General features: G+C 71.2%; 18 protein-coding genes and 1 pseudogene. 11 read left to right on the forward strand and 8 right to left on the reverse strand.

Translation table 11 applies throughout. The annotated features are described in order from the left end of the window. Positions 1-6: 6 nt before the first annotated feature. Positions 7-345: a phage portal protein gene (locus ABIE45_RS21925; RefSeq protein WP_192708479.1), complete on the reverse strand. Its 339-nt coding sequence runs from the start codon at positions 343-345 to the stop codon at positions 7-9. Between ABIE45_RS21925 and ABIE45_RS21930 the strand changes: the two are divergent. Both ABIE45_RS21930 and ABIE45_RS21935 read left to right on the forward strand, forming a co-directional pair. Further along, positions 339-1,859 (forward strand): annotated as a pseudogene (locus ABIE45_RS21930) (AAA family ATPase); the annotation flags it as partial. The gene ABIE45_RS21925 and the pseudogene ABIE45_RS21930 sit on opposite strands and share 7 nt — an antisense overlap. Before the next feature lie 484 nt (positions 1,860-2,343). After that, positions 2,344-3,921 carry a cache domain-containing protein gene (locus tag ABIE45_RS21935; protein ID WP_192708343.1) on the forward strand — a complete coding sequence of 526 codons (1,578 nt, stop codon included), beginning with the start codon at positions 2,344-2,346 and terminating at the stop codon, positions 3,919-3,921. Positions 3,922-3,976: 55 nt separating this feature from the next. Here ABIE45_RS21935 and ABIE45_RS21940 read toward each other — a convergent pair whose 3' ends face one another. Next, positions 3,977-4,852, reverse strand: a complete 876-nt coding sequence (locus ABIE45_RS21940; RefSeq protein ID WP_192708342.1) for an SDR family oxidoreductase — start codon at positions 4,850-4,852, stop codon at positions 3,977-3,979. Positions 4,853-5,370: 518 nt separating this feature from the next. On the opposite strand from ABIE45_RS21940, the gene ABIE45_RS21945 reads away from it, so the two are divergent. Next, positions 5,371-5,583: a hypothetical protein gene (locus ABIE45_RS21945; RefSeq protein WP_192708341.1), complete on the forward strand. Its 213-nt coding sequence runs from the start codon at positions 5,371-5,373 to the stop codon at positions 5,581-5,583. A 130-nt stretch (positions 5,584-5,713) separates the two neighbouring features. Here ABIE45_RS21945 and ABIE45_RS21950 read toward each other — a convergent pair whose 3' ends face one another. After that, the gene (locus tag ABIE45_RS21950) at positions 5,714-6,520 is read right to left on the reverse strand and encodes a porin family protein (RefSeq protein ID WP_192708340.1); all 807 of its coding nucleotides are present in this window, start codon (positions 6,518-6,520) and stop codon (positions 5,714-5,716) included. Positions 6,521-6,880: 360 nt separating this feature from the next. Next, positions 6,881-7,531 carry an urease accessory protein UreE gene (locus tag ABIE45_RS21955; RefSeq protein WP_192708339.1) on the reverse strand — a complete coding sequence of 217 codons (651 nt, stop codon included), beginning with the start codon at positions 7,529-7,531 and terminating at the stop codon, positions 6,881-6,883. 217 nt (positions 7,532-7,748) lie between these two features. On the opposite strand from ABIE45_RS21955, the gene ABIE45_RS21960 reads away from it, so the two are divergent. The 3 genes from ABIE45_RS21960 (at position 7,749) to ABIE45_RS21970 (ending at position 9,666) form a co-directional block, all read left to right on the forward strand. Further along, entirely contained in the window at positions 7,749-8,018 is a 270-nt protein-coding gene (locus ABIE45_RS21960; RefSeq protein WP_007560631.1) for a hypothetical protein, read from the forward strand. Between the two features lie 155 nt (positions 8,019-8,173). Continuing rightward, on the forward strand, positions 8,174-8,914 hold the full coding sequence (locus ABIE45_RS21965; RefSeq protein WP_192708338.1) for a TerB family tellurite resistance protein: 741 nt from the start codon (positions 8,174-8,176) through the stop codon (positions 8,912-8,914). Then, a complete protein-coding gene (locus ABIE45_RS21970) occupies positions 8,911-9,666 on the forward strand; it encodes an N-acetylmuramoyl-L-alanine amidase (RefSeq protein WP_192708337.1) in 756 nt (251 codons plus the stop codon). Before ABIE45_RS21965 ends, ABIE45_RS21970 begins: the two co-directional genes overlap by 4 nt. A gap of 3 nt (positions 9,667-9,669) precedes the next feature. Here ABIE45_RS21970 and ABIE45_RS21975 read toward each other — a convergent pair whose 3' ends face one another. Then, positions 9,670-10,704 carry a TerC family protein gene (locus ABIE45_RS21975; protein ID WP_192708336.1) on the reverse strand — a complete coding sequence of 345 codons (1,035 nt, stop codon included), beginning with the start codon at positions 10,702-10,704 and terminating at the stop codon, positions 9,670-9,672. A gap of 210 nt (positions 10,705-10,914) precedes the next feature. Next, positions 10,915-11,880 (reverse strand): helix-turn-helix domain-containing protein, encoded by a 966-nt coding sequence (locus ABIE45_RS21980; RefSeq protein ID WP_192708335.1) that lies wholly within the window; start codon positions 11,878-11,880, stop codon positions 10,915-10,917. Positions 11,881-11,997: 117 nt separating this feature from the next. Here ABIE45_RS21980 and ABIE45_RS21985 point away from each other — a divergent pair, with 117 nt between their 5' ends. After that, complete coding sequence (locus ABIE45_RS21985; RefSeq protein ID WP_192708334.1) at positions 11,998-12,693, forward strand: HD domain-containing protein; 696 nt, start codon at positions 11,998-12,000, stop codon at positions 12,691-12,693. A gap of 4 nt (positions 12,694-12,697) precedes the next feature. Here ABIE45_RS21985 and ABIE45_RS21990 read toward each other — a convergent pair whose 3' ends face one another. Beyond that, positions 12,698-14,224 (reverse strand): MDR family MFS transporter, encoded by a 1,527-nt coding sequence (locus tag ABIE45_RS21990; RefSeq protein WP_192708333.1) that lies wholly within the window; start codon positions 14,222-14,224, stop codon positions 12,698-12,700. Positions 14,225-14,573: 349 nt separating this feature from the next. Between ABIE45_RS21990 and ABIE45_RS21995 the strand changes: the two genes are divergently transcribed. Next, positions 14,574-15,791: a TIGR03862 family flavoprotein gene (locus ABIE45_RS21995; protein WP_192708478.1), complete on the forward strand. Its 1,218-nt coding sequence runs from the start codon at positions 14,574-14,576 to the stop codon at positions 15,789-15,791. Positions 15,792-15,800: 9 nt separating this feature from the next. Here ABIE45_RS21995 and ABIE45_RS22000 read toward each other — a convergent pair whose 3' ends face one another. Continuing rightward, positions 15,801-16,646 (reverse strand): collagen-like protein, encoded by an 846-nt coding sequence (locus ABIE45_RS22000; protein WP_192708332.1) that lies wholly within the window; start codon positions 16,644-16,646, stop codon positions 15,801-15,803. A gap of 231 nt (positions 16,647-16,877) precedes the next feature. On the opposite strand from ABIE45_RS22000, the gene ABIE45_RS22005 reads away from it, so the two are divergent. Genes ABIE45_RS22005 through ABIE45_RS22015 form a run of 3 tightly spaced genes read left to right on the forward strand, consistent with a single transcriptional unit; the run spans position 16,878 to position 22,751 of the window. Continuing rightward, a complete protein-coding gene (locus ABIE45_RS22005; RefSeq protein ID WP_192708331.1) occupies positions 16,878-17,657 on the forward strand; it encodes an ImuA family protein in 780 nt (259 codons plus the stop codon). After that, the gene (locus ABIE45_RS22010) at positions 17,584-19,461 is read left to right on the forward strand and encodes a DNA polymerase Y family protein (RefSeq protein ID WP_210331747.1); all 1,878 of its coding nucleotides are present in this window, start codon (positions 17,584-17,586) and stop codon (positions 19,459-19,461) included. Before ABIE45_RS22005 ends, ABIE45_RS22010 begins: the two co-directional genes overlap by 74 nt. Next, positions 19,458-22,751: an error-prone DNA polymerase gene (locus tag ABIE45_RS22015; protein ID WP_192708330.1), complete on the forward strand. Its 3,294-nt coding sequence runs from the start codon at positions 19,458-19,460 to the stop codon at positions 22,749-22,751. The genes ABIE45_RS22010 and ABIE45_RS22015 overlap by 4 nt, the downstream gene beginning before the upstream one ends. Positions 22,752-22,779: the final 28 nt, after the last annotated feature.

A 22,779-nucleotide genomic window follows, 5' to 3' on the forward strand; every position in this document is an offset into this window, starting at 1 on the left:
GGCGGCCTACGGAGTGGTCGGTTGTGCGATGACCGATCCGGGCTCGACCGGCCGCTCGCGTGGCATCGTCGCGACAAGGCCGAGATCGTCGATCGGCAGGAGGTTCGCCTGGACCGTGAGCTTGGCCGCCCCGCCGCCGCGGCGGTCGAGGTTCTCCTTCTCGCGGATCTCGTCGCGATCCATGATCCCGTTCTGCGCGAAGGACGCGTAGAGCTTGGCCCGGGCCGCGCTGTCGGCACGCAAGAGGCCCTCGACGGCGAATTCGGCGTAGAGGGTCGCCCGCTCGGCCGGCTCGATCAGGCGCAGATTGATCGCCGCCTCGATCCGCCGGAGCTGCGCCCGCAGGCAAGACCCGGCTGGCGCGGGCGGTGGCCAACGAGACCGAGGCCCGGTTCTTCCACATCGCCGGGCCCGAGATCATGGGCAGCCGCTACGGCGAATCCGAGCAGCGCCTGCGCGAGGTCTTCCAGGAGGCCGCCCAGAACGCGCCCGCCATCATCTTCATCGACGAGATCGACTCGATCGCCCCGAAGCGCGAGCAGGTCACCGGCGAGGTCGAGCGGCGGATCGTGGCGCAACTCCTGACCCTGATGGACGGGTTGGAGCCGCGCCAGAACGTCGTGGTGATCGGCGCCACCAACCGGCGCGACGCCATCGACGAGGCCCTGCGCCGCCCCGGCCGCTTCGATCGCGAGATCATCATCGGCGTGCCCGACCAGCCGGGCCGGCGCGAGATCCTGGGCATCCATACCCGCGGCATGCCGCTCGCCCCGGATGTCGACCTCGATGCCATCGCCCGCACCACCTACGGCTTCGTCGGGGCCGATCTCGGCGCTCTGGCCCGCGAGGCCGCGATGGATGCGGTCCGCCGCATCCTGCCGGCGGTGAACCTGCGCGAAGGCATCCCGGCCGAGGTGCTGGAGGGACTCAGCGTCGGGCGGGACGACTTCCTCTCGGCGATGAAGCGGATCCAGCCCTCTGCGCTGCGCGAGATCATGATCCAGGTGCCCGATGTCACCTGGGACGATGTCGGCGGTCTCGCCGAGGCGCAGATGCGCCTGCGTGAAGGTGTCGAGCTGCCCTTGCGCTCGCCGCAGGCGTTCCGGCGCCTGGGCATCCGCCCGGCCAAGGGCTTCCTGCTGTTCGGACCGCCCGGCACCGGCAAGACCCTGCTCGCCAAGGCGGTCGCCCGGGAGGCGGAGGCGAATTTCGTGGCCACCAAATCCTCCGACCTCCTGTCGAAATGGTACGGCGAATCCGAGCAGCAGGTCTCGCGACTGTTCCAGCGCGCCCGGCAGGTTGCCCCGACGGTGGTGTTCATCGACGAGATCGACAGCCTCGCTCCGGCGCGTGGCGGCGGCCTCGGCGAGCCGGCCGTCACCGAGCGGGTGGTCAACACGATCCTCGCCGAGATGGACGGGCTGGAGGAATTGCAGGGTGTCGTAGTCATGGCGGCGACCAATCGCCCGAATCTTCTCGACCCGGCGCTGCTGCGCCCCGGGCGATTCGACGAGCTGGTCTACGTGCCGGTGCCGGACGCGGCCGGCCGCCGCCGGATCCTGGCGATCCACACCAAGGGCATGCCACTCGCCGAGGATGTCGACCTCGACGCCGTGGCCGAGCGCACGGCCCGCTTCACCGGCGCCGATCTGGAGGACCTCACCCGCCGGGCCGGCCTGCTGGCATTGCGGGAATCCATCGAGGCGACCCAGGTGCGGCGCGCCCATTTCGAGCAGGCGGCGCGAGAGACCCGGCCCTCGGTGACGCCCGAGATGGAGCGGGAATACGAAGAGATGCTGCGCACCCTGAAGCAGGAGGGACCGCAGCGGCAGCCGATCGGTTTCCTCGCGCAGCGTTGATCCCGGTCCCGGGTCGGCCTCTGGCCAGCCTGGTCAGACCTTGGCGGCACGCTCTTGAGCGGCGCGTGCGGACCTGCCGGGCCGCCCGGTGTCATTGATCTTGACGTTCGGGAATTGCTGCTCCGTTGTTGTCGGCCTGCAGAAAGACAAATTCTATTCGGGGAATTGCAATATGATTTCAATGACCATGTATATAAATCAGAGTGTTGCTCTGTAAATAATGATAAAAACTAGAAGTTATTGTTGACGCCATCGATTGTGAAATTGTTCCTGAGGGATTAAGGAGGTTCATCATCCATTTCTGGGGAGGTAGGGGTGATGAGCAAATTTTTTTTCAAAGAACAGGCGCGGTCTCATTCGCTCGATTGATGCGACGAAGCGTTCGAGCTCGACCATCAGAGCAAAGATCTATGTTCTCACGGCGAGCATTGTACTGGCATCTGCGGTCATCCTGGGCTTCGAAATATTTTCGAGTCTTGATCTGATGATGGACGGGCGCAAGGCTGCAATCCGCCATCAGGTCGAGGCCGCGCACAGCATCGTCCTCGCTTTCGGTAAGCAGGCGGAGGCCGGGACGATCTCCCAGGATGCGGCGAAGCGGAAAGCCGCCGAGGTCCTGCGCGCGATCCGCTACAATGGTGGCGATTACGTCTTCGTCTACGGCACGACGCCGGGCGATCTGGGCCGTAATGTCGTCCACCCGGATCCAAAGATCGAGGGCACCAAGAGGCGCGACGACGCGGCCATGATGAAGACCTTCGTCGGACGGATGATCGAGCAGGGTCGGGCAGGCGGCGGTTTCACCGCGTATCGCTGGCCGCGGCTCGGCGAGACCGAGCCGGCACCGAAAGTCGCGTACTCGCTGGCCTATGAACCCTGGCAGTGGGTCTTATCCTCGGCCCTCTATGTGGACGACATCGAGGCGGCCGGCCGGGCGCGGATGCTGCGGTCCTTGCTGTGGCTGGGCCCGCTCTGTCTGGCGATCGTCGCGGGCAGCATCCTGCTGGTCCGCAGCGTCACCAAGCCTCTGGCGGCCTTCACGGGCGCCCTGCGCCGGCTGGCCGGCGGCGAACTGACCCTGGCGATCCCGGGAGCGGGTCGGAACGACGAGATCGGCCGCATGGCCGAGGCGGCCGAGGTGTTCCGCGACAGCATGCTGAAGGAGCGCGCGCTGACAGCCGAACGGCTGGCCGAGCAGGCCAAGCGGGAGAAGCGCGCCCGCTGGATGGAGGATCTCACGCGCAGCTTCGACCGGAGCGCGAGCGCGCTGCTGCAGCAGGTCGACAGCGCGGCGTCCGGGATGCGGGAGGCCTGCCGCGCTATGTCGGAGACCGCCGTCGAGACCGCCAAGCAGGCCGGCTCGGCAGCGCTCGCGGTCCGGCAGGCCTCGGCCAACGTGCAGACCGTGGCGGCGGCCACCGAGGAGCTGACCGCCTCGATCGCGGAGATCGGCGGCCAAGCCCTGAAATCGGCGGAGATCGCCGGCCAAGCGGTGAGCGAGGCCGGGCTCACCGACCATCAGATCCGCGGGCTCGCGGGCGCTGCGGAGCGGATCGGCGAAGTGGTGCGGATCATCTCGGCGATTGCCGCGCAGACGAACCTGCTGGCCCTCAACGCCACGATCGAGGCGGCGCGGGCCGGCGAGGCCGGGCGCGGCTTCGCCGTGGTGGCGGCCGAGGTGAAAGGCTTGGCCGGGCAGACCGCGAAGGCGACCGAGGAGATCACCGCGCAGATCGGCGCCATCCAGCACGAGTCCTCCGTGGCCGTGGGCGCGGTCCAGTCGATCGGCCGGACGGTGGAGTCGATGAACGCGATCGCCAGCGTGATCGCGGCGGCGGTCGACCAGCAGCGCGCCGCCACGGGCGATATCTCGCGCAACATCGAGGAGGCATCCCAGGGCACGGACGCGGTGAGCAACACGGTGGTGTCGGCCTCCGCCGCCGCCGACGAGACGCGCCGACTGGCGCATGACGTGGGCGAGGCGGCCGGCGGTGTGAGCCGCAGCGCGGAGGCGCTGCGGGCCGAAGTGGTGCGCTTCCTCGCCGATATGCGCGCGGCTTGAGGGGGCAACCCGCCGTTTCAAGGCTCGGACTTGGGCCGGGCGCGGCCGGTGCCGCTCAGAAGACCGGCATCGCACCCGCGACGGTGACGAGGGCGCCGGACGTGTAGCTGCTCTCCTCGGAAGCCAGCATCACGTAGGCTGAGGCGAGCTCGGCCGGCTGGCCGGGGCGCCCGAACGGAACCTGGCTGCCGAACGTCTTCACCGAATCCTGGCTCATCCCGGACGGGATGAACGGCGTCCAGATCGGACCCGGCAACACGCCGTTCACGCGCACGCCCTTCTCGGCGAGGAGCTGGGCGAGGCTCAGCACCATGTTGCTCAGCGCACCCTTGGTGGCGCTGTAGGCCATGAGCGACGGCATCGGGTGCTTGGAGTTCACCGACGAGGTGAAGATCACCGAAGCGCCGGGCTTGAGATGCGCCAGCGCCGCCTTGGTCACGTAGAACGGCCCGAACACGTTGGTGCGGAAATGGTCCTCGAAGATGGAATCCTCGATGGCGGCGAGGTCCTCGTTCGGCTGCTGGAACGCGCCGTTGTTGACCAGAACGTCGAGGCGCCCGAACGTCTCCACCGTGCGGGCGACGATCTGGCGCCCGTAGGCGGCGTCCTTGAGGTCGCCCGGCAGGAGCAGCGCACGCCGGCCCGCCTTCTCGATCCAGCCGGCCACCGCCTCGGCGTCCGCCTGCTCCTCCGGCAGGTAGGAGATGGCGACATCGGCCCCTTCCCGGGCGAACGCGATGGCGACGGCGCGGCCGATGCCGCTGTCGCCGCCGGTTATCAGCGCGGCCTTGCCGGTGAGCTTGCCCGAGCCCGTGTAGCTCGCCTCGCCGTGGTCGGGCTCGGGCGCCATGCGGCCGGTCTTGCCCGGAAAGCTCTGGGGCTGCGCCTCGAAGGGCGGACGGGGATACTTGCTGAGCGGATCAGTGGTCACGCGTGGTCTCCGGGTGGGGTGCCGGTCCAACCGCCCCGCGTCCGGGGTGTTCCAGGTCCGCGTCCACGCGTTCGGTTCGATCGAGTCCCGGGGATCAGAGACGCTCATCCGGTTTGGAATGCGGGACTACAGCGGCGGGCGCTGCGTCGACACAGGTCAGCAACAGGGGTTCGTCAATCTTGGCGGAGAGGAGGCGCCCGGATGATCGACATTCGACCTGAGGACCGAACCGCCCGCGTCATCGATCGCGCGCTGCTCGGCGCGGCGATGCTCTCCCTCACCTTCGGCCTGGCCACGGGTTTGTGGGGGCTGCTGCAGTGAGCCGGACGCGACATGCCGCTTCGGTTCGCGATGCCTGATCCGGGTCGGGGCCCCTGCGATGCGCCGGCCCGGGTTCGACCGAACCGCTGCGGCGCTGATCGGGATCGGTCTCGCGATGCTCGCACTCGCGCTCCTGCTCGGGGGGATACCGTGAGCGGTCGGAGCAGATCGGCCGGTGCCACCGGGGGCTGGACGCGATGCTGAACCGTGCCGTGGTGGCCGCCCTGGTCTTCGCAGCGGCGGCGTTCCTGCTCTACCTCGCAAACCTCGCCCGCGAGGCCTTGTCCCCCAACGAGCCCTATGCAGCCAGCATCGGGCTGACGCTCGACCAATGCGCCGCCGCGCAGAACGGTCTCTCGTCCGCGGACGCCCGGGCCTATTGCCGGCGGCCCGTGCCGAAGCGCCTCTGATCGCTCGGACGCGACACGCCCGATCCATGAACGCGAAGCGCCCCAGGAGTTGAGTCCTGGGGCGGCCTTCGACGGGGCGACCAGTCTGATCGGGCTGGGGAGGCTCAGCCGAAGGCCAGGGCCGGGCCGCTCAGTAGCTGCCGAACTTGTAATTCACACCCACACGGCCGAGCACGCCTTCGTTCTGGAAGCGCGTCGCGAAGGCGTTGACGTTCCGGTAGGTCGGGAGGACCGGGATCGTGCGGGTGCCGAGGTCGTAGTAGAGCGCCTCACCCTTCACCGTCACCGCGCTGGAGCGGAAGAAGTTCAGGAAGGAATCGGTCGGCAGGGCATACTCGACGCCGCCACCGACCGCGTAGCCGGTCTCGGTACGCGCGCGGCTCCCGTAGTAGTTCGGCTGGATGTCCGTCTGGAAGAGGCTGGCGCGGTAGGTCTGGCCCGCATAGGCGAAACCGCCCGTCGCGTAGACCAGGGTACGGTCGAAGGCATAGCCGACGCGGCCGCGCACGGTCCCGAGGTAGTCGCCCGACTGGCGGAAGCTGTTGGTTCCGGCGAGATTGCTCTTGTAGCTGTTACGACCGCGCAGATCGGTATAGGCCGCATCGGCCTCGACGCCGACGACGAAACCGGATCCCGGCGTGAACTGGTGATTGTAGCCGACCTGGCCGCCGCCCGTGAAACCGTCCCGCTGCAACGGCGCCGAGGTTGAATAGGTGCCAAGCGGGGTACCGGTGCTCGTCCGGATCACGCCCGCGGTATCGGCGACATCCCTGGTTGACGTGATGTAACCGGCGTTGATGCCGAAGTAAGCGCCGGTCCAGGTGAAGACCGGCAGCGGGACCGGGGCCGGCGGAAGCGCGCGGCGGGGCAGATCTGCCGCCGAGGCAGCCGCCGTCAGGGTGGCGAGGATAACTGCGGATGTGAGGATGTTCTTCATGTCGGTCGGTTCCGAGAATTCGATGCCGATGCCGACGTATCTCAATCCAATTGATCCGTCTGTGTCCGTGCTGCAACAGAAAAAATCAAGTATATTGACGGAATATTTGGATAATATTTGCGTTTGTCGGACTTTTAAACCACGCGGGACGATATTTATCTGCGGAAATGTACTGTAAAGAGCGGATTGAGTGACATGTAATCTTGTGTTGAATGTCGCATGCGGCGGGGAGCTGCCGTGCGCTGTTCGGCACGGACTGGAAAGAAGAACGGCGCCCGATCGGACTTCGATCGGGCGCCGCTCCGGAGCCTGCTTCATGCCGCCTCAAGCCGGAGCGTCCAGGCTCCGGTCAAGCGTTCTCTAGTGGTCGTGGCTGCAGCCGGGACCGTGCACGTGCGCATGACCATGATCGTGAGCGTGGTCGTGGTGGCTATGTTGGTGACCATGATCGTGGGCGTGGTCGTGTCCATGATCACCCGCATGGTGGTGATCGTGCCCGTGATGGTCATGACCATCACAGTCATGCCCGTGATGGTCATGACTGTGATGGTCATGACTGTGATCGTGGCCGCAGGTGCTGTGATCGTGGGCCGCGCGTTCGGGACGGAAGGCGCGGGAGACTGGGCTCGCGTGGCAGCCCTGGCCGCGCACCAGCTCGGCCGTCGCAGGCGTTGCCGGGACGTAGAGCACGTCGGCGGCGATCTCGGCGGGCACGTGGCTGCCGCCGAGCTGCCAGGCCAGGCGCATCAGCCGGGCGGGGTTTTCGGCGCGCACCTCGAGGAGATCCTCCGTGGCGGCGCGCACCGCGACCAGCCGCCCGTCGTCGAGGCGCAGGGCGTCGCCATCCTCGAGGGGCGCGGCCTTGGTGAGCGCCACCGCGAAGTCGAGGCCGCCCTCGGCGACGAGCGACCCCGCGACGGCCTCCCGCGCGGCGTGGTCGAGGCTCACCGTGTCGGCGATGCGGTCGGCGCGCACCGCGGCGCGGCGGACGATCGTGGTGGCTGTCGGCATGGGACCCTCGGATGGAGGCCGGATCTGGCGCTGCGGCCCCGTCCGGGCGCCGCCTCAGGCCTGAGGCATAGGGCGAGACGCGAGCCAGGCGCAACTCCGGACGACCCGGGTGGAACCTTAGCCATATAGTCGACATTCCCTTCCTGCTAAGCTCGGCGCGATCCGCCGCGGTCACGGCCACCGGCCGGATCAGATGCACAAGGGAGTTCTGGGGACCATGAAGAAGCTGACTGCCGCGGCCCTCGCCACCATCGCCGCCCTCTCGCTGGGCGCCTGCAACACGCCGGAGGACCGGGCGCTCGGCGGCGCCGGCCTCGGCGCGCTCACCGGTGCGGCGATCGGCGCGGCCGCCACGGGGCGGGCCGGCGGCGCCCTCGCGGGCGCGGCGATCGGCGGCGCCGGCGGCGCCATCGTGGGCGCCTCGACCGCGCCGCGCTGCCCCTACGGCACCTACCGCGACGCCTACGGCAACATCTACTGCCGCTGAGCCGGCTGCGTCGGGGGCCGGGCGCGTCCCGGCCCTTCCGCGCCGCGTGAGGAGCGGCTATCCCGGCGCTCGGCCGGGCGCGTCCCCGGTGACGGACGCATGCCGCCGCCAATGATTGCACCACTTCTACCCGTCGCACCGGGGCCGCGCCGCCTATGAACCAGGGCGATCGGGCTCAGGGCGTCTGGGGCAAGATCGGCGGGGCCGGTCTCGGTCTGGCCATCGGCGGTCCGCTCGGGGCGCTGGTCGGCGGCGTCGCCGGGCATTTCCTGCTCGACCGCGTCGGCGCGCCTTTCGGCCGGACGCCCCGGGACGTGGTGTTCACCACGGGCCTCGTGGCGCTGGCGGCTAAGATGGCCAAGTCCGACGGCGTCGTGCTCCCGTCCGAGGTCGAGGCGTTCGGCCGCGTCGTGCAGGTCGATCCGGCCGCGCGCGCCGGCGTCGAGCGCCTGTTCGACCTCGCCAAGAAGACCACCAACGGCTTCGAGGCCTACGCCCGCCAGCTCGCCGCGACCTTCGGCGACGAGCCGGCCCTGCTCGAGGACGTGCTCGACGGCCTGTTTCAGATCGCGGGTGCCGACGGGGCGCTCCACGAGGCGGAGGAGCGCTACCTGCGCGCCGTCTCCGGCATCTTCGGCTTCGACGAGGCCGCGTTCCAGCGTATCGCCGCCCGGCATGTGCGCCTGCCGGACGATCCCTACATCGTGCTCGGACTCGACCGCGAGGTCGACGACGCAACCCTGAAGACGCGCCACCGGGCGCTCGTCGCCGAGCACCACCCCGACCGGGCGCTGGCCCGTGGCCTGCCCGCCGAGGCGGTGGCGATCGCCACGCGGCGTCTGGCCGCGATCAACGCGGCCTACGACCGGATCGCGCAGGAGCGGGGGCTGCGGTGAGTCTCGTCCCGGACAGCCCCCTCGCCCGCCGCGTCGCGCCCTCGCCGAACCACGGCGAGCGCCGGACCGGCCGGCCCGACATGCTGGTCCTGCACTACACGGGCATGGAGAGCGGGGCCGCCGCCCTGGCGCGCCTGCGCGACCCGCTGAGCGAGGTCTCGGCCCACTACCTCGTGTTCGAGGATGGCGGCATCGTCCAGATGGTGCCGGAGGTCCGGCGGGCCTGGCATGCGGGCGCGGGATCTTGGAAAGGCGAGACCGACATCAACTCTCGGGCGATCGGGATCGAGATCGTCCATCCGGGCCATGCCGGTGGGCTGCCGCCCTACCCGGACGCGCAGATCGCCGCGGTGATCGCGCTGGCGCGGGACGTCCTGTCCCGCTGGCCGATCCCGCCGGAGCGGGTGCTCGCCCATTCCGACATCGCTCCGGAGCGCAAGGAGGATCCGGGCGAGACCTTTCCGTGGGACCGCCTCGCCGCGGCGGGGATCGGCCATCTCGTGCCGCCCGCCGCCATCCGGGACGGCCGCTTCTTCGCGCAGGGCGATGCCGGCCAGCCCGTGGAGGCCCTGCAGGCGATGTTCGCCCTCTACGGGTACGACCTGCCGGTCACCGGGTTGTTCGACGCCCGCACGCACGCGGTCGTCACCGCGTTCCAGCGCCATTTCCGGCAGGCGCGGGTGGACGGCGTGGCCGATGCCTCGACCATCACCACCCTGCGCGACCTGATCGCGGCCCTGCCGGCGGCCTGATCGTCAGGCCCGGTGGGCCCGGGCCTCGTGCGGATGCCCGGGCTCCGGGGCGACCTGGGCGGGCGCGTCGGCCCGCGTGCGCCACAGGCTGTAGGCGACGCCCGCGGCCAGCAGCGTCAGGGTCACGACCAGCGAGACCCAGGGCGGCACGGTCACGAGCTCGAACGTGTCGGCGACCACGATCTTGGCGCCGATGAACATCAAGATGAAGGCGAGCGCGGTCTTGAGATAGGCGAACCGATCCACCATCGCGGCGAGGGCGAAATAGAGGGCGCGCAGGCCTAGGATCGCGAAGATGTTGGAGGTGTAGACCACGAACGTGTCGGTGGTGATCGCGAAGATCGCCGGCACGCTGTCGACCGCGAAGATCACGTCGGCGCCGTTCACCAGAACCAGGGCCAGGGCCAGCGGGGTGAAGTATCGGGCGACTTTGCCGGTCTTCGAATCGGTCTTGCGCACGGTGAAGCGCTGGCCGTGCAGGTCGGGCGTGACCCGAAAGGTCGTCTTGAACCAGCGCACGACGGCGCTGTTCTGGAAGTCGCCCTCCTCCTCGTCGCCGGAGAGCAGGATCTTCAGGCCCGCGTAGATCAGGAAGGCGGCAAACAGCGACAGCACCCAGTGAACCTGATGCACCAGGGCGGCGCCGAGCCCAATCATCAGGCCGCGCAGCACCACCGCCGCCAGGATGCCCCAGAGCAGGACCCGGTGCTGGGCGGCCCGGGGGATGCCCAGGGCTGTCAGGATCATGGCGATGACGAAGACGTTGTCCATCGACAGCGACTTCTCGACCACGAGGCCGGTGACGTATTCCTCGCCGGCCTGGGACCCGAGATACCACCAGACCCAGCCGCCGAAGGCCAATCCGAGGGTGAGATAGAAGCCGGTGAGCGCCAGGCTCTCCCGGACGCCGATCTCGTGCTCCTTGTCCCGATGCAGCAGCCCGAGGTCGAAGGCGAGCAGGCACGCGATCAGGACGTGGAACCCGAGCCACATCCACAATGGCTTGCCGAGCCATTCGATGGTGAGAACATCCATCATTTGCGGGACCTGATGCTGATTCCAGACGGAAAGCATCGGCTCCGACATCACGGGCGCTGAAACAGCGCCCGCCAGAGGGGCCCGCAGCCGATAAGGGCGAGTTAAGCGGGCGAACCGGGCGAATCAAGGGCAGACCCCCGGACGGCCGAAGCTCGGCCCTTCGGGTCGCAGGTGGCGATCGCGTCCGGAGGGCCGGGAACGCGGCGCGCGTCAGCCGCGTGCGTGCCGCCGCCGGTACTCGGCCGGACTCGTGCCGACCCGTCGGGTGAAGGCGCGCCGGAGCGTGTCGGCATCCCGGAACCCGCAGGCGCCCGCGACCTGCTTCAGGGCGATGTCCCGGGTCTCGAGGAGGCGGCGCACCGCCTCGATCCGCACGGTCTCGACATAGGCGGCCGGGGTCAGGCCCGTCTCGGTGCGGAACACGCGCGCGAAATGGCGCGGGCTCATCCCGGTCCTGGCGGCGAGCCGCTCGACGCCGTGGTCCTCCGCCGGGTGGGCGGCGACCCAGCGCTGTACCTCCTGAAGGGCGGAGCGGCCGCTGGGCGCGCTGACGCCGCGGCGGCTGAACTGCATCTGGCCGCCGCCGCGCTTGAAGAACATGACGAGCTGAGCCGCCACCCGGCGGGCGATCTCGACACCCAGATCCTCCTCCACGAGCGCCAGGGCGAGGTCGAGCCCCGCCGTGACGCCGGCCGCGGTCCGGAGCGGCCCGTCGAACAGGCAGATCGCGTCGGGCTCGATCCGCGCGCCGGGGTAGCGCGCGGCCAGCATCTCCGCCACGGCCCAGTGTGTCGTCACCCGCCGGCCGTCGAGGAGACCGGCCTGCCCGAGCAGGAAGGCGCCGCTGCAGACCGAGCCGTAGCGCCGGCTCCGTGCCGCCGCATCGGCGAGCCAGGCGAGGAGATCGGCCGCGATTGCGGCCTCGTGGATCCGGGGCGCTCCGGCGACGAGGAGCGTGTCGAAGGCTGCGCCGGCCTCGGCGGGGGCCACGAGGTCGGCGATCAGGCGCCGGCCCGACGAGGTCGTGATCGGGCCCGGCTCCGTCCCGATGAGCGACAGGCCGTAGGCGTCGCGGCCGCTCTGCGCATTCGCCTCGGCGAAGACGTCGAGCGGACCGGCCACGTCGAGGAGCTGGACGTCGGGCAGGGCGAGGAGGGCGATCGATCGGGGCGCCATGCGGACTCCATGGCCGGGGATGCAGGTAGGATGGCAGAAATCGTCGTGATACGGCGATTGATGCCACGAGGGTGGCCACGTAGCTCATGGGGACCGCCAGCGCAAAGGAATCCCTCCATGAGCATCCGTTCCGAGGCCGCCATCCCCGACAGCACCCTCGCTCGGGCGATCACCGAATTCGTCCGCGACAGCGAGACCGAGCTGCTCTTCAACCATTCGAGCCGCGTCTATCAGTTCGGCGCGCTCGCCGGCGCGCATCGCAGCCTGACCTTCGACCGCGAGCTGCTCTACGCGGGCGCCATGTTCCACGATCTCGGTCTGATGCCCGAGCACAGCAGCGCCGAGGAACGCTTCGAGGTCGATGGGGCCAACGCCGCGCGCGACTTCCTGAAGGCGCACGGCGTGCCCGAGGCGGAGGTCTACACCGTCTGGACGGCCATCGCGCTCCACACCACGCCCGGCATTCCGGTTCACATGCATCCGGTGGTCGCCCTGGTCACGGCGGGCGTCGAGATGGATGTGCTGGGGCTGACCTACAGCCAATATTCCGATGCCGAGCGGGAGGCGGTCGTCTCCGCCTTTCCCCGCACGACGGATTTCAAGGAGGACATCATCCAGGCCTTCTACGACGGCATCCGGCACAAGCCGGACACCACCTTCGGCAACGTGAAGGCCGATGTCATCGCCGACAAGGAGCCGGGCTTCCGCAAGGGGAATTTCTGCAGCGTGATCCGCGCCTCCCGCTGGCCCGGCGGCGCGCATGCGGCGGGCTGCGGCTGCGGCCAGCACGGCGACGGAGCAGGCCCGGTGTGACCCCTCAGGCCGGCTTGTCCGGCCTCCTACCGTCCATCCTCGGCGAGCTGTGCTCGCCGAGGGGGCGCTCTTCCATGAGCGCCAGGAACGTGAAGGCCAGCAGGAGTCCCAGGCAGGCGGCCAGGAACACGAACCGGAAGGTCAGGGCGAGCTGCGCCGGGTCGGCGCCGCGGATCAGGCTCTCCACGTCGTGCCCGCCTGCGCCATCCGCGGCGCCGCCGAGCACGATCGTGCCGAAGGCCGCCACGATCAGCGCCCCGCCGAGGGACCGGAAGAAGTTCATGGAGGCGGTGGCGATCCCAAGCTGGTGCCGCGCCACCGCGTTCTGGATCGCGATGGTGGAGAGCGGCAGGATCGTCCCGATCCCCATGGAGAGCAGCGCGAACAGCAGCTCCATCAGCCAGAAGGGCAGCGCCCTTCCCTGCCACGCGATGACCGTGCAGCAGGCGAGGCTGATGCTCATCATTGCCAGCGGCACGCGCTTGTAGTGCCGGAAATAGATCATCGACCGGCCCGACAGGGTGGCGCCCGTGACGGTGCCGACCATCAGCGGCACGAGCGCCACGCCGGACTCGCTCGCCGACAATCCGATCACCCCTTCGAGGAAGATCGGCACGTAGATCGTGAGCCCGATGAACGTGCCCATGGCGAAGCAGGCGGCGAGGGTCGCGCTGTAGACCACTTGATTCCTGAGCACCTCCGTGGGGATCAGCGGCTCGGCCGCCGTGGCGAGCCGCGCCGCGAAGCCGGCGCCCAGAAATGCCGCCAGGACGAGGAGACCGAGGACAGGCGCGGAGGTCCAGGGATAGCGCACGCCGCCCCAGCTCAGGGCCAGCAGCAGGGCGATCGAGCCCGCGACCATCAGGGCGGCCCCGGGCCAGTCGAGCCGGTGCTGGCGGTCGTGACGCGGCAGGCGCTTCAGGTTGGCGTTGGTCAGCGCGAAGGCGAGGACGCCGATCGGCAGATTGATCCAGAAGATCAGCGACCAGTGCAGGTGCTGGGCGAAGAAGCCCCCGAGCAGCGGCCCCGCCACCGAGGCCGTCACGAACACCCCCGCGATCACCACTTGGTAGCGCGCCCGCTCCTTGGGCGACATGATGTCGGCGAGGATCGTCTGCGACAGCGCGATCAGCCCGCCGCCGCCGACACCCTGGAGGCCTCGGGCGAGCGCCAGCGTCACCATCGTGGGGGCGAGCGCGCAGGCGACGGACCCGAGCACGAAGGTCGTGATGGCGATCAGCAGCATGATCCGCCGGCCGTGGATGTCGCTGAGCTTGCCGTAGAGCGGGGTCACCGCCGTGGAGGCCAGCAGGTAGGCGGTGACGATCCAGGGGAGGTTCGCGGCATCGCCGAGATCGAGCCCGATGGTCGGCATCGCGGTCGCCACGATCGTCTGGTCGAGGGCCGCCAGCAGCATCGCGGTCATCAGCCCGAAGACGATCGCGCGGATCTCGCTGTGGCTGAGGCGGTCCTGCGGGGCGGGGGCAGCCGGCTGCGCGGGGATCCCGGGGACGGCGATGGGGCTGCCCACGTGTGTCTACCTCAGTCCGGGCCGCAGACCCGGCCCGCCATCCGCGGCGGAGGGCGATGCTGGGCGGCAAGCGAGAAGGGATGCGTCGATGGCCCTCGATCGAGGGAATAACCGATCTACGCAAGCTGGAGAGCGGAGAAGAACGTATCTGCAGGTCGCCTGAGTTCCCATCGCGTCGTTGAGGAACCTGCCGAGCGCGCAGCGCACGGCTCCTTCCGGCCGGGACGGACCGGACACAGGAGGCGGTTCGTCCGGGGCAGGTCGCGCGGCCCGACATCGTGACGCGCGGGCCTGCCGTTTCGGACCATCCGCCTTGACAGGGACCCACGGCCTGCCGCTCTCCGGTCGGATGCCGGATTGCACGACAGACATCGCCATCGTGGGCGGCGGTCCCGCCGGTCTGGCGGCGGCCGAGCTGCTGGCGCAGGCCGGCCGCGCGGTCACTGTCTACGAGCGCATGCCCTCCGTGGCCCGCAAGCTGCTGATCGCCGGCCGGGGCGGGCTCAACCTCACCCACAGCGAGCCGCGGACCGATTTCCTCGCGCGTTATCATCCGGCGGGCGCCCTGGACGCCGCCGTCGCGGCCTTTCCCCCCGAGGCCTTGCGGGCTTGGTGCGCGGAACTCGGCGAGCCGACCTTCGTCGGGTCGAGCGGGCGCGTCTTCCCGCAGAGCTTCAAGGCCTCGCCGCTGCTGCGGGCGTGGCTGGCGCGTCTCGACCGCCTCGGCGTCCGGATCCGTACCCGCCACCGGCTCACGGGGATCGCCGAGGCGCTGCAGTTCGAGACGCCGGATGGTCCCCTCGCGATCCGGCCGCGGGCGACTCTCCTGGCGCTCGGCGGGGCGAGCTGGCCGCGGCTCGGCTCCGACGGACGCTGGGTGCCGCTCCTCGAAGGACTTGGCGTGGCCGTGGCGCCCCTGCGCCCGGCGAATGCCGGGTTCGCTGTGGCGTGGTCCGACCTGTTCCGGGAGCGCTTTTCCGGCGCGCCGCTGAAGCGGGTCGCGCTCGCCTGCGACGGCGCCACGGTGCGGGGCGAGGCCGTAGTCACGGAAGCCGGCCTCGAGGGCGGGGCCATCTACGCGCTCTCGCGCCCCCTGCGCGAGGCGATCGCGGCCGGGGGCAGCGCGCGGCTCGTCGTGGATCTCCGCCCGGACCTGACCCGGGAGGCCCTCACCCGCCGCTTGTCCGGCGCTCGGCCGGGGGACTCGGCCGCGACCCGGCTGCGCAAGGCCGCGGGCCTCGCCCCCGTGGCGGCGGGGCTGCTGCGCGAGGCGGCCGGCGCCGCCCTTCCGGCGGATCCCGGGGCGCTCGCCCGGCTGATCAAGGCCGCGCCGCTCACCCTCACCGCGTCCGCGCCGATCGAGCGGGCGATCTCGACGGCGGGCGGGGTCCGGCTTGAGGCCCTCGACGGGCGGTCCATGCTGCGCGACCATCCCGGCCTGTTCCTGGCCGGCGAGATGCTCGACTGGGAGGCCCCGACTGGCGGCTACCTGCTCCAGGGCGCCTTCGCGGGCGGCCGCGCGGCCGCCGCCGGGATGTGCGACTGGCTGCGCGACACCGGCGGCTGAGGCCTCGTCTCAGGGCCGCGTGCAGAAGCCGACGATCCCCGAAGCCTCGGCCGGGCAACTGGCGCCCTCCCCGTCGTAGACCGGCGTGCCGGCCTTGAGGCAATGGGCGGTGACGAGCGTCTCGCCGGCCTCGCAGGTGATCGTGCAGCCGCCCGCGCAGTCGGGCTTGCGCACCGGCCGCAGCGTGGAGGCCGCGGCTTCGCCCTTCGGGCCCGGCCCCCCCTGCGGTCCGGCTTGGCCTCTGGAACCCGGGGGCCCCTGGAGGCCCGGGGTTCCCGGCTCACCCTTCGGACCCGGTGCGCCCTGCGGACCGGCCGGACCCTGAGGACCGGCATCTCCCTTCGCGCCGGTCTCGCCCTGAGGCCCCGTCTCACCCTTGGGTCCTTGATCGCCCTTCGGACCCTGATCACCTTTGGGGCCGGTCTCGCCGGGCGGCCCCGCGGCCCCCTGAGGGCCGAGCGGTCCCGGAGGACCCTCGGGGGCGCAGTTCGCGATGGCGGCCTCCCGCTCGTCCGGATCGGATTTCAGCGTCACCACGCAGGTCGATGGCCGGTAGGGCAGCCGGAAGGTGAAGCGTCCGCGCCGATCGGCCTGAATCGAGATGTCGTCGTCCATCACCACGATCGCGCCCGGCTTGCGCACCGAGCCGGAGATGCGCAGGTCACCGGCCTCGATCCGCGCGTCGTAGACCATGATCGGCTGGCTGGGGACCTGCGGGCGCCGCATCTTCGGTCGGGCCGGGCGCGACCGCGCGGCGGCCGGGTCCAGGCCTGCGGCCCCCGGCGGATCCGGCTGCTGGCCGAGCGCTGCCCCCGACAGGGTGAGCAGGATCATCAGGGCGAGGGCTGGGCGCATGCGCGGTCCATATCGACCGCGTCACGCACGCGGCGGCCGCCTATTGGTCTCGCGCCACGGTTGGGGTCAACCGTGGCCGTCGAAACCGCTCGTCGCGGTGATTCCACACGCGTCCACAGCCATCCACAGGCCAAGCCCCTGCGGCGGTGCGCGATTCCGCGACCGCCCGGAAACGGTTTGTTTGCGTTCCTGTTATGTTCCTATCGTCCAGCATGATCGGAGCCGACGGAGATGGGGCTGGACCCTGCGGACGAAGCCGAGCGGCAGCCCGCGCGCAGCGAGTCCCGAGAGCGGCTGGCGGCCCTGCGGGCGCGCCTCGCACCGCCGGTCGACGGCCGGGACCGACGCCCGGTCCTGCCTCTGGGCCTGCCCGCCCTCGATACGCACCTGCCCGGCGGCGGCCTCGTCCTCGGGCCACCCCACGAGATCGCGCCGGCCGAGCCCGCGGACGCGATCGCGGCCCTGGGCTTCGCCCTGGCGCTCTGCGCTCGCCATCTCGCCCTGGAGCCGGGCGAGGCGCTGATCGCCGCCGCGCCCGGCCAGCCCTTGCCCTACGGGCACGGCCTGGCCGGGCTCGGCCTCGACCCTGGCCGTCTGCTGCTTCTGGAGGCCGGCAGCGATGCCGAGGTGTTCCGCGCCCTGGAGGCGGCCCTGCACGCGCGGGCGCTCACGGCCCTGATCGGCCTCCTGCGGGACGGGATGCCGCTGAAGCCGGGCCGGCGCCTGCAACTCGCCGCGGAAGGATCCGCGCCGCCGCTCCTGCTGATCCTGCGGCCGGCACCCGCCGGGCTGCCCAACGGGGCCGCAACCCGCTGGCGTATCGCCGCGGCGCCCGCGGCGCGGGACCGGTTCGGCACCCTCGACCGGCCGCGCTGGCGGGCGCGGCTCGAACGCTGCCGCAACGGGCGCGGCGGCGACTGGCTTCTGGAGTGGGACCATGCCGCGCATCGTCTGCATCTGCCTGAGCCACTGGCCGGTGACGCGGCTGCGACGGGCCGGTCTCGCGCCTGAGCGGGGCCCGCTGGCGGTGGCGGCCGACGGCCCTGGCGGCCTGCGGCTCGTGGCCCTCGATCCGGAGGCCCGCGCCCTGGGCCTGAACCCCGGCGAGCCCCTCGGCCGGGTCCGGGCGCGGATCGGCGTGCCGCTCCAGGTTTACCCTGCCGACCCGGCCGCCGACCGGGACTCCCTGCTCCGGCTCTGCCGCTGGGCCTCGGCCTACGCGCCCCTCGTGGCGCCGTTCGGGCCGGCCGAGGCGGCGGACGGGCTTTACATCGACGTCGCTGGGGCGAGCCACCTGCGCGGCGGCGAGGCGAACCTCGTCGCGGATCTCGCCGCCCGGCTCGCGCGCGGGAACATCCCGGCGCGGATCGCCCTCGCCGACACGCCCGGCGCCGCCTTCGCGCTGGCCCGCCATGGCGTGGCCGACCGGATCGTCGTTCCGCCGGGCGACGCTGCCGAGGCCCTGCGAGACCTGCCCGTGGAGGCCCTGCGCCTCGATCCCGACATGGCCGCGGGTCTCCGGCGGCTCGGCCTGCGCCGGGTCGGCGCGCTCGACGCCCTGCCCCGCGGCCCCCTCGCCCGCCGCTTCGGCGAGACCCTGCTGCTGCGCCTCGACCAGGCCCTGGCGCGCCGTCCCGAGCCGCTGGCGCCCCTGTCGGATGCCGCCGCGCACGCCGCCGCCCGCGGCTTCCTCGACCCGATCGGCCGTCAATCGGACATCGTCCGGACCGCCCGGGACCTGATGGCCGAGATCGCCCCCGGGCTGGAACGGGACGGCCTCGGCGCCTGCGCCCTGCGCCTCGCCCTGCACCGGGTCGACGGCGCGGTGCGCGCCCTCGATCTCGGCCTGTCCCGACCCGAGCGCGATCCTGAGCGGGTCGCCGCCCTCGTTTCCCTGCGCCTCGACCGGCTGGGCTCCGCCCTCGATGCCGGCTTCGGCTTCGAGACCGTGGCGCTCGCCGTGACGGTGACGGGGGTCATGTCGGCCCGTCAGACGGAATTCGATGCGGAAGCCGCGGGCGACGGGGTCGGCTACCTGGCCGACTCCCTGGCACAGCGTCTCGGGCGGGCGCTGCTCCGGCTCGAGCCGCGGGCGAGCCATCTGCCGGAGCGGGCCGACCGGGGCCGCGTCTGGGTTGCCGGAGAGGGGCACGGTTCGTCGGCCGATCAAGGCGTCGGCCGGCCGCGGGCGCGTCTCCTTCCCCCCTCTGCCGCCGCGGGACTGGTGGATTCCAACATCGGGGCCGGCAGGGCGGCGTCAGGATCGCTCACAGGTCCCCTCTCCCGTGCGGGAGAGGGACAGGGTGAGGGTCGAGAATTGTCCGGAAAAGGCGCGCCTAGTCAGTGCGTTGATGGCGTGCGCCGTTCTGTGCCTTCTCGGCCCTCACCCCAACCCTCTCCCGCACGGGAGAGGGGGCCGGTCGCGCTCCCTCACCAAGGTCGGCGCCCGACCGAGATGGGTGAACATCGCTGCGCAGAGGTGGCAGGGAAGGCGCCTGCTATCCCCTCCCCCTGGCCCGACCACCTCCCGCCCCGCCCCCTGGTGCTGTTCCCCCGGGGCGAGGCCGCCTGCGACGTGCTCTCGACCATCCCGGAGGGTCCGCCCCGGCGCTTCCGCTGGCGCGCGCAGATCCACCAGGTCACCCATGCCGAGGGGCCGGAGCGGATCGCCGCCGAATGGTGGCGCGAGCCCGGAAAAGACCGCGACTACTACCGCATCGAGTGCGAGGCCGGGCACCGGCTCTGGCTCTACCGCGACGGCCCGCACGCGCCCGACCGACCGGCCGCGTGGTACGTCCACGGGCTGTTCGCGTGAGCGGCCCGGAAAACGTCCCCTACGCCGAACTCGCCGTCACCACGAACTTCTCCTTCCTGCACGGCGCCGCGCACCCGCAGGAATTCGTGGTGCAGGCGGCTTCCTACGGACTCAGGGCCATCGGCATCGCCGATCGCAACACCGTGGCCGGCGTTGTGCGGGCGCACGCGGCAGCGCGGGCGCTCGAAGCGGAGGGCCCGAAGATCCGGGTTCTGCCGGGGGTGCGCCTCGTCACCGAGGAGGGGTTCGAGGCCGTCACCTACCCGATGGACCGGGCGGCCTGGGGCCGCCTGTGCCGGCTGCTCACGCTCGGCAACCGCCGTGTCCGCAAGGGCGACTGCCGCTTCTCCTTCGCCGAGTTGCTTGAGGCTGCCGAGGGGCAGATGTTCATCGCCATGCCCCCGGCGCGGCGCCTGCCGGAGGGTTTTCGGGCGCGGCTGGAGGCGCTCGCCGCCGCGGCGCCGGGCCGGACCTTTCTCGGCGCGAGCCACACGCGGCGCGGCGACGAGCGGCGGCGCCTGGGGCTGTTCGCGGAGCTCGGCGCGGCCTCGGGCGCCCCGATGGTCGCGGTCTCGGACGCGCTCTACCACCATCCCGAAAGGCGCCCGTTGCAGGACGTGGTCACCTGCATCCGCGAAGGCTGCCGGATCGAGGACGCCGGCTACCGCCTGGAGGCCAACGCCGAGCGCCACCTCAAGCCCGGCGCCGAGATGGCGCGGCTGTTCGCCGATTATCCTGAAGCGCTCGCCCGCACCGTCGAGATCGCCGAGGCTTGCGGCTTCAGCCTGTCGCAGCTGCATTACGAGTATCCGGAAGAGCCTGTGCCCCCCGGGCGCACGCCGCAGGAATATCTGGAGGAGAAGACCTGGGAGCGGGCGCGCTGGCGCTATGCCGGCGACATCCCGGATTCGGTCGCGAAGACGCTGCGTGACGAGCTGCGTCTCATCGCGACGATGAACTACGCCCGCTACTTCCTGACCCTGTTCGACGTGGTCGAGTTCGCCCGCGGACAGGGCATCCTCTGCCAGGGCCGGGGCTCGGCGGCCAATTCCGCCGTGTGCTTCTGCCTCGGCATCACCGCGGTGGACCCGTCGAAGCACCGACTGCTCTTCGCCCGCTTCATCTCGGAGAATCGCGGCGAGCCCCCCGACATCGATGTCGATTTCGAGCACGAGCGCCGCGAGGAGGTGATCCAGCACCTCTACGCCCGCTACGGCCGCGAGCGCGCCGCCCTCTGCGCCACCGTGATCCACTACCGTCCGCGCATGGCGATCCGCGAGGTCGGCAAGGTCCTGGGCCTGACCGAGGACGTGACCGCGGCGATCGCCGACACGGTCTGGGGTTCCTGGGGTACCGGCATGCCGGACCAGCACGTCCGCGAGGCCGGCCTCGACCCGGAGAACCCCGCGATCCGGCAGGCGCTCGATCTGGCCCACCAACTGATCGGCTTCCCCCGCCACCTGTCGCAGCATGTCGGCGGCTTCGTGCTGACCCGCGGGCGCCTCGACGAGACCGTGCCGGTGGGCAACGGCGCCATGGCGGACCGCACCTTCATCGAGTGGGACAAGGACGACATCGACGCGATCGGCCTGATGAAGGTCGACGTGCTGGCCCTCGGCATGCTGACCTGCCTCAAGCGCGGCCTCGATTTTCTGGAGAAGGATCACGGCACCTTCTACGCGACCCTGGCCGACCTGCCGCAGGAGGATCCCGAGACCTACGCGATGCTGGCGAAGGCCGATTCCGTCGGCGTGTTCCAGGTCGAGAGCCGGGCACAGATGTCGATGCTGCCGCGCCTGAAGCCCAAGGAGTTCTACGACCTCGTGGTGCAGGTCGCGATCGTGCGCCCCGGCCCGATCCAGGGCGACATGGTCCATCCCTACCTGCGCCGCCGCTCCGGGATCGACCCGGTGGAGTACCCCGCGCCGCATCCGGATCACGGCCCGGCGGACGAGCTGAAGGAGGTCCTGCAGAAGACCTACGGGGTGCCGCTGTTCCAGGAGCACGCCATGCAGATCGCCATCACGGCGGCGGGCTTCACCCCGGCCGAGGCCGACGGCCTGCGCCGGGCGATGGCGACCTTCCGCCATGTCGGCTCGATCGGCGGCTTCGCGAAGAAGTTCGTCGGCGGGATGACCCGCCGGGGCTACCCGACGGACTTCGCCGAGCGCTGCTTCGCCCAGATCCGCGGCTTCTCGACCTACGGCTTCCCGGAGAGCCACGCGGCGAGCTTCGCGCTGCTCGTCTACGCCTCGGCCTGGATGAAGTGCCGGCACCCCGACGTCTTCCTGGCCGCGATCCTCAACGCCCAGCCGATGGGCTTCTACCAGCCGGCCCAGCTGGTGCGCGACGCGCGGGCCCACGGGGTCGAGGTGCGGGGCGTCTGCGTCAACGCCAGCGACTGGGACTGCACCCTGGAGCCGGCCGGGAATCCGGCGCTGCACGCCGTGCGGATCGGCCTGCGCGTGGTGCGCGGCCTGCCGGAGGCCGCGATGCGCCGGCTCGTGCGGCTGCGGGCCAACGGATACGCCAGCATCGAAGGCCTTCAGGCCGCCCTCGCCCTGCCCCGCAACACCCTGGAGCGCCTGGCCGAGGCCGATGCGTTCCGCTCGCTCGGCCTCGACCGGCGTGCCGCCCTGTGGATGGTTCGCACCCTGGAAGGGACCTCGGCCCGCAAGGCCGCGAAGGCCGATGGCAGCGCACGCCGGGCCCATCTGCTGGACGCGCCGCTGCCGCTCTTCGCCTGGCACGCCGATGACGGCCTGTTCCGGCACGAGCCGGCGGTGGAGCTGCCGTCCCTGGCCCCGTCCGAGGCGGTGGCCGAGGATTACGCCGCCACGGGCCTGTCCCTGCAGGGGCACCCGGTCGCGTTCTTCCGGGGGCGCCTCGCCCGGATCGGCGCGATCCCGGCCCGGGCCCATCTCGACCCGGCCCTGCGCCAGGGAGCGCGGGTCACGGTGGCGGGGCTCGTGCTGATCCGCCAGCGGCCGGGCACCGCCAAGGGCGTGGTCTTCCTGACCCTGGAGGACGAGACCGGTATCGCCAACGTGATCGTCTGGAAGGCGGTGTTCGAAGCCAACCGCCGGGCCGCCATGCAGGCCCGGTTCCTCGCCGTGCGCGGCCGGATCCAGCGGGCGGACGGGGTGGTCCACCTCGTGGCAGAGGGGTTTCGCGACCTCACCGCATCGCTCCGCGACCTGCGCGAGGCCGGCCTGAAGCTGCCGCCCGAGACCACGGATTTCGGCGTGCCCCCGGACCGGCGCGTGTATCGAAGCCGGGATTTCCACTGAGGGGCGCCCCTCGACAGGCCCCGCGCCG

This window comes from Methylobacterium sp. OAE515, assembly GCF_041806315.1.
Taxonomy (GTDB): Bacteria; Pseudomonadota; Alphaproteobacteria; order Rhizobiales; family Beijerinckiaceae; genus Methylobacterium; species Methylobacterium tardum.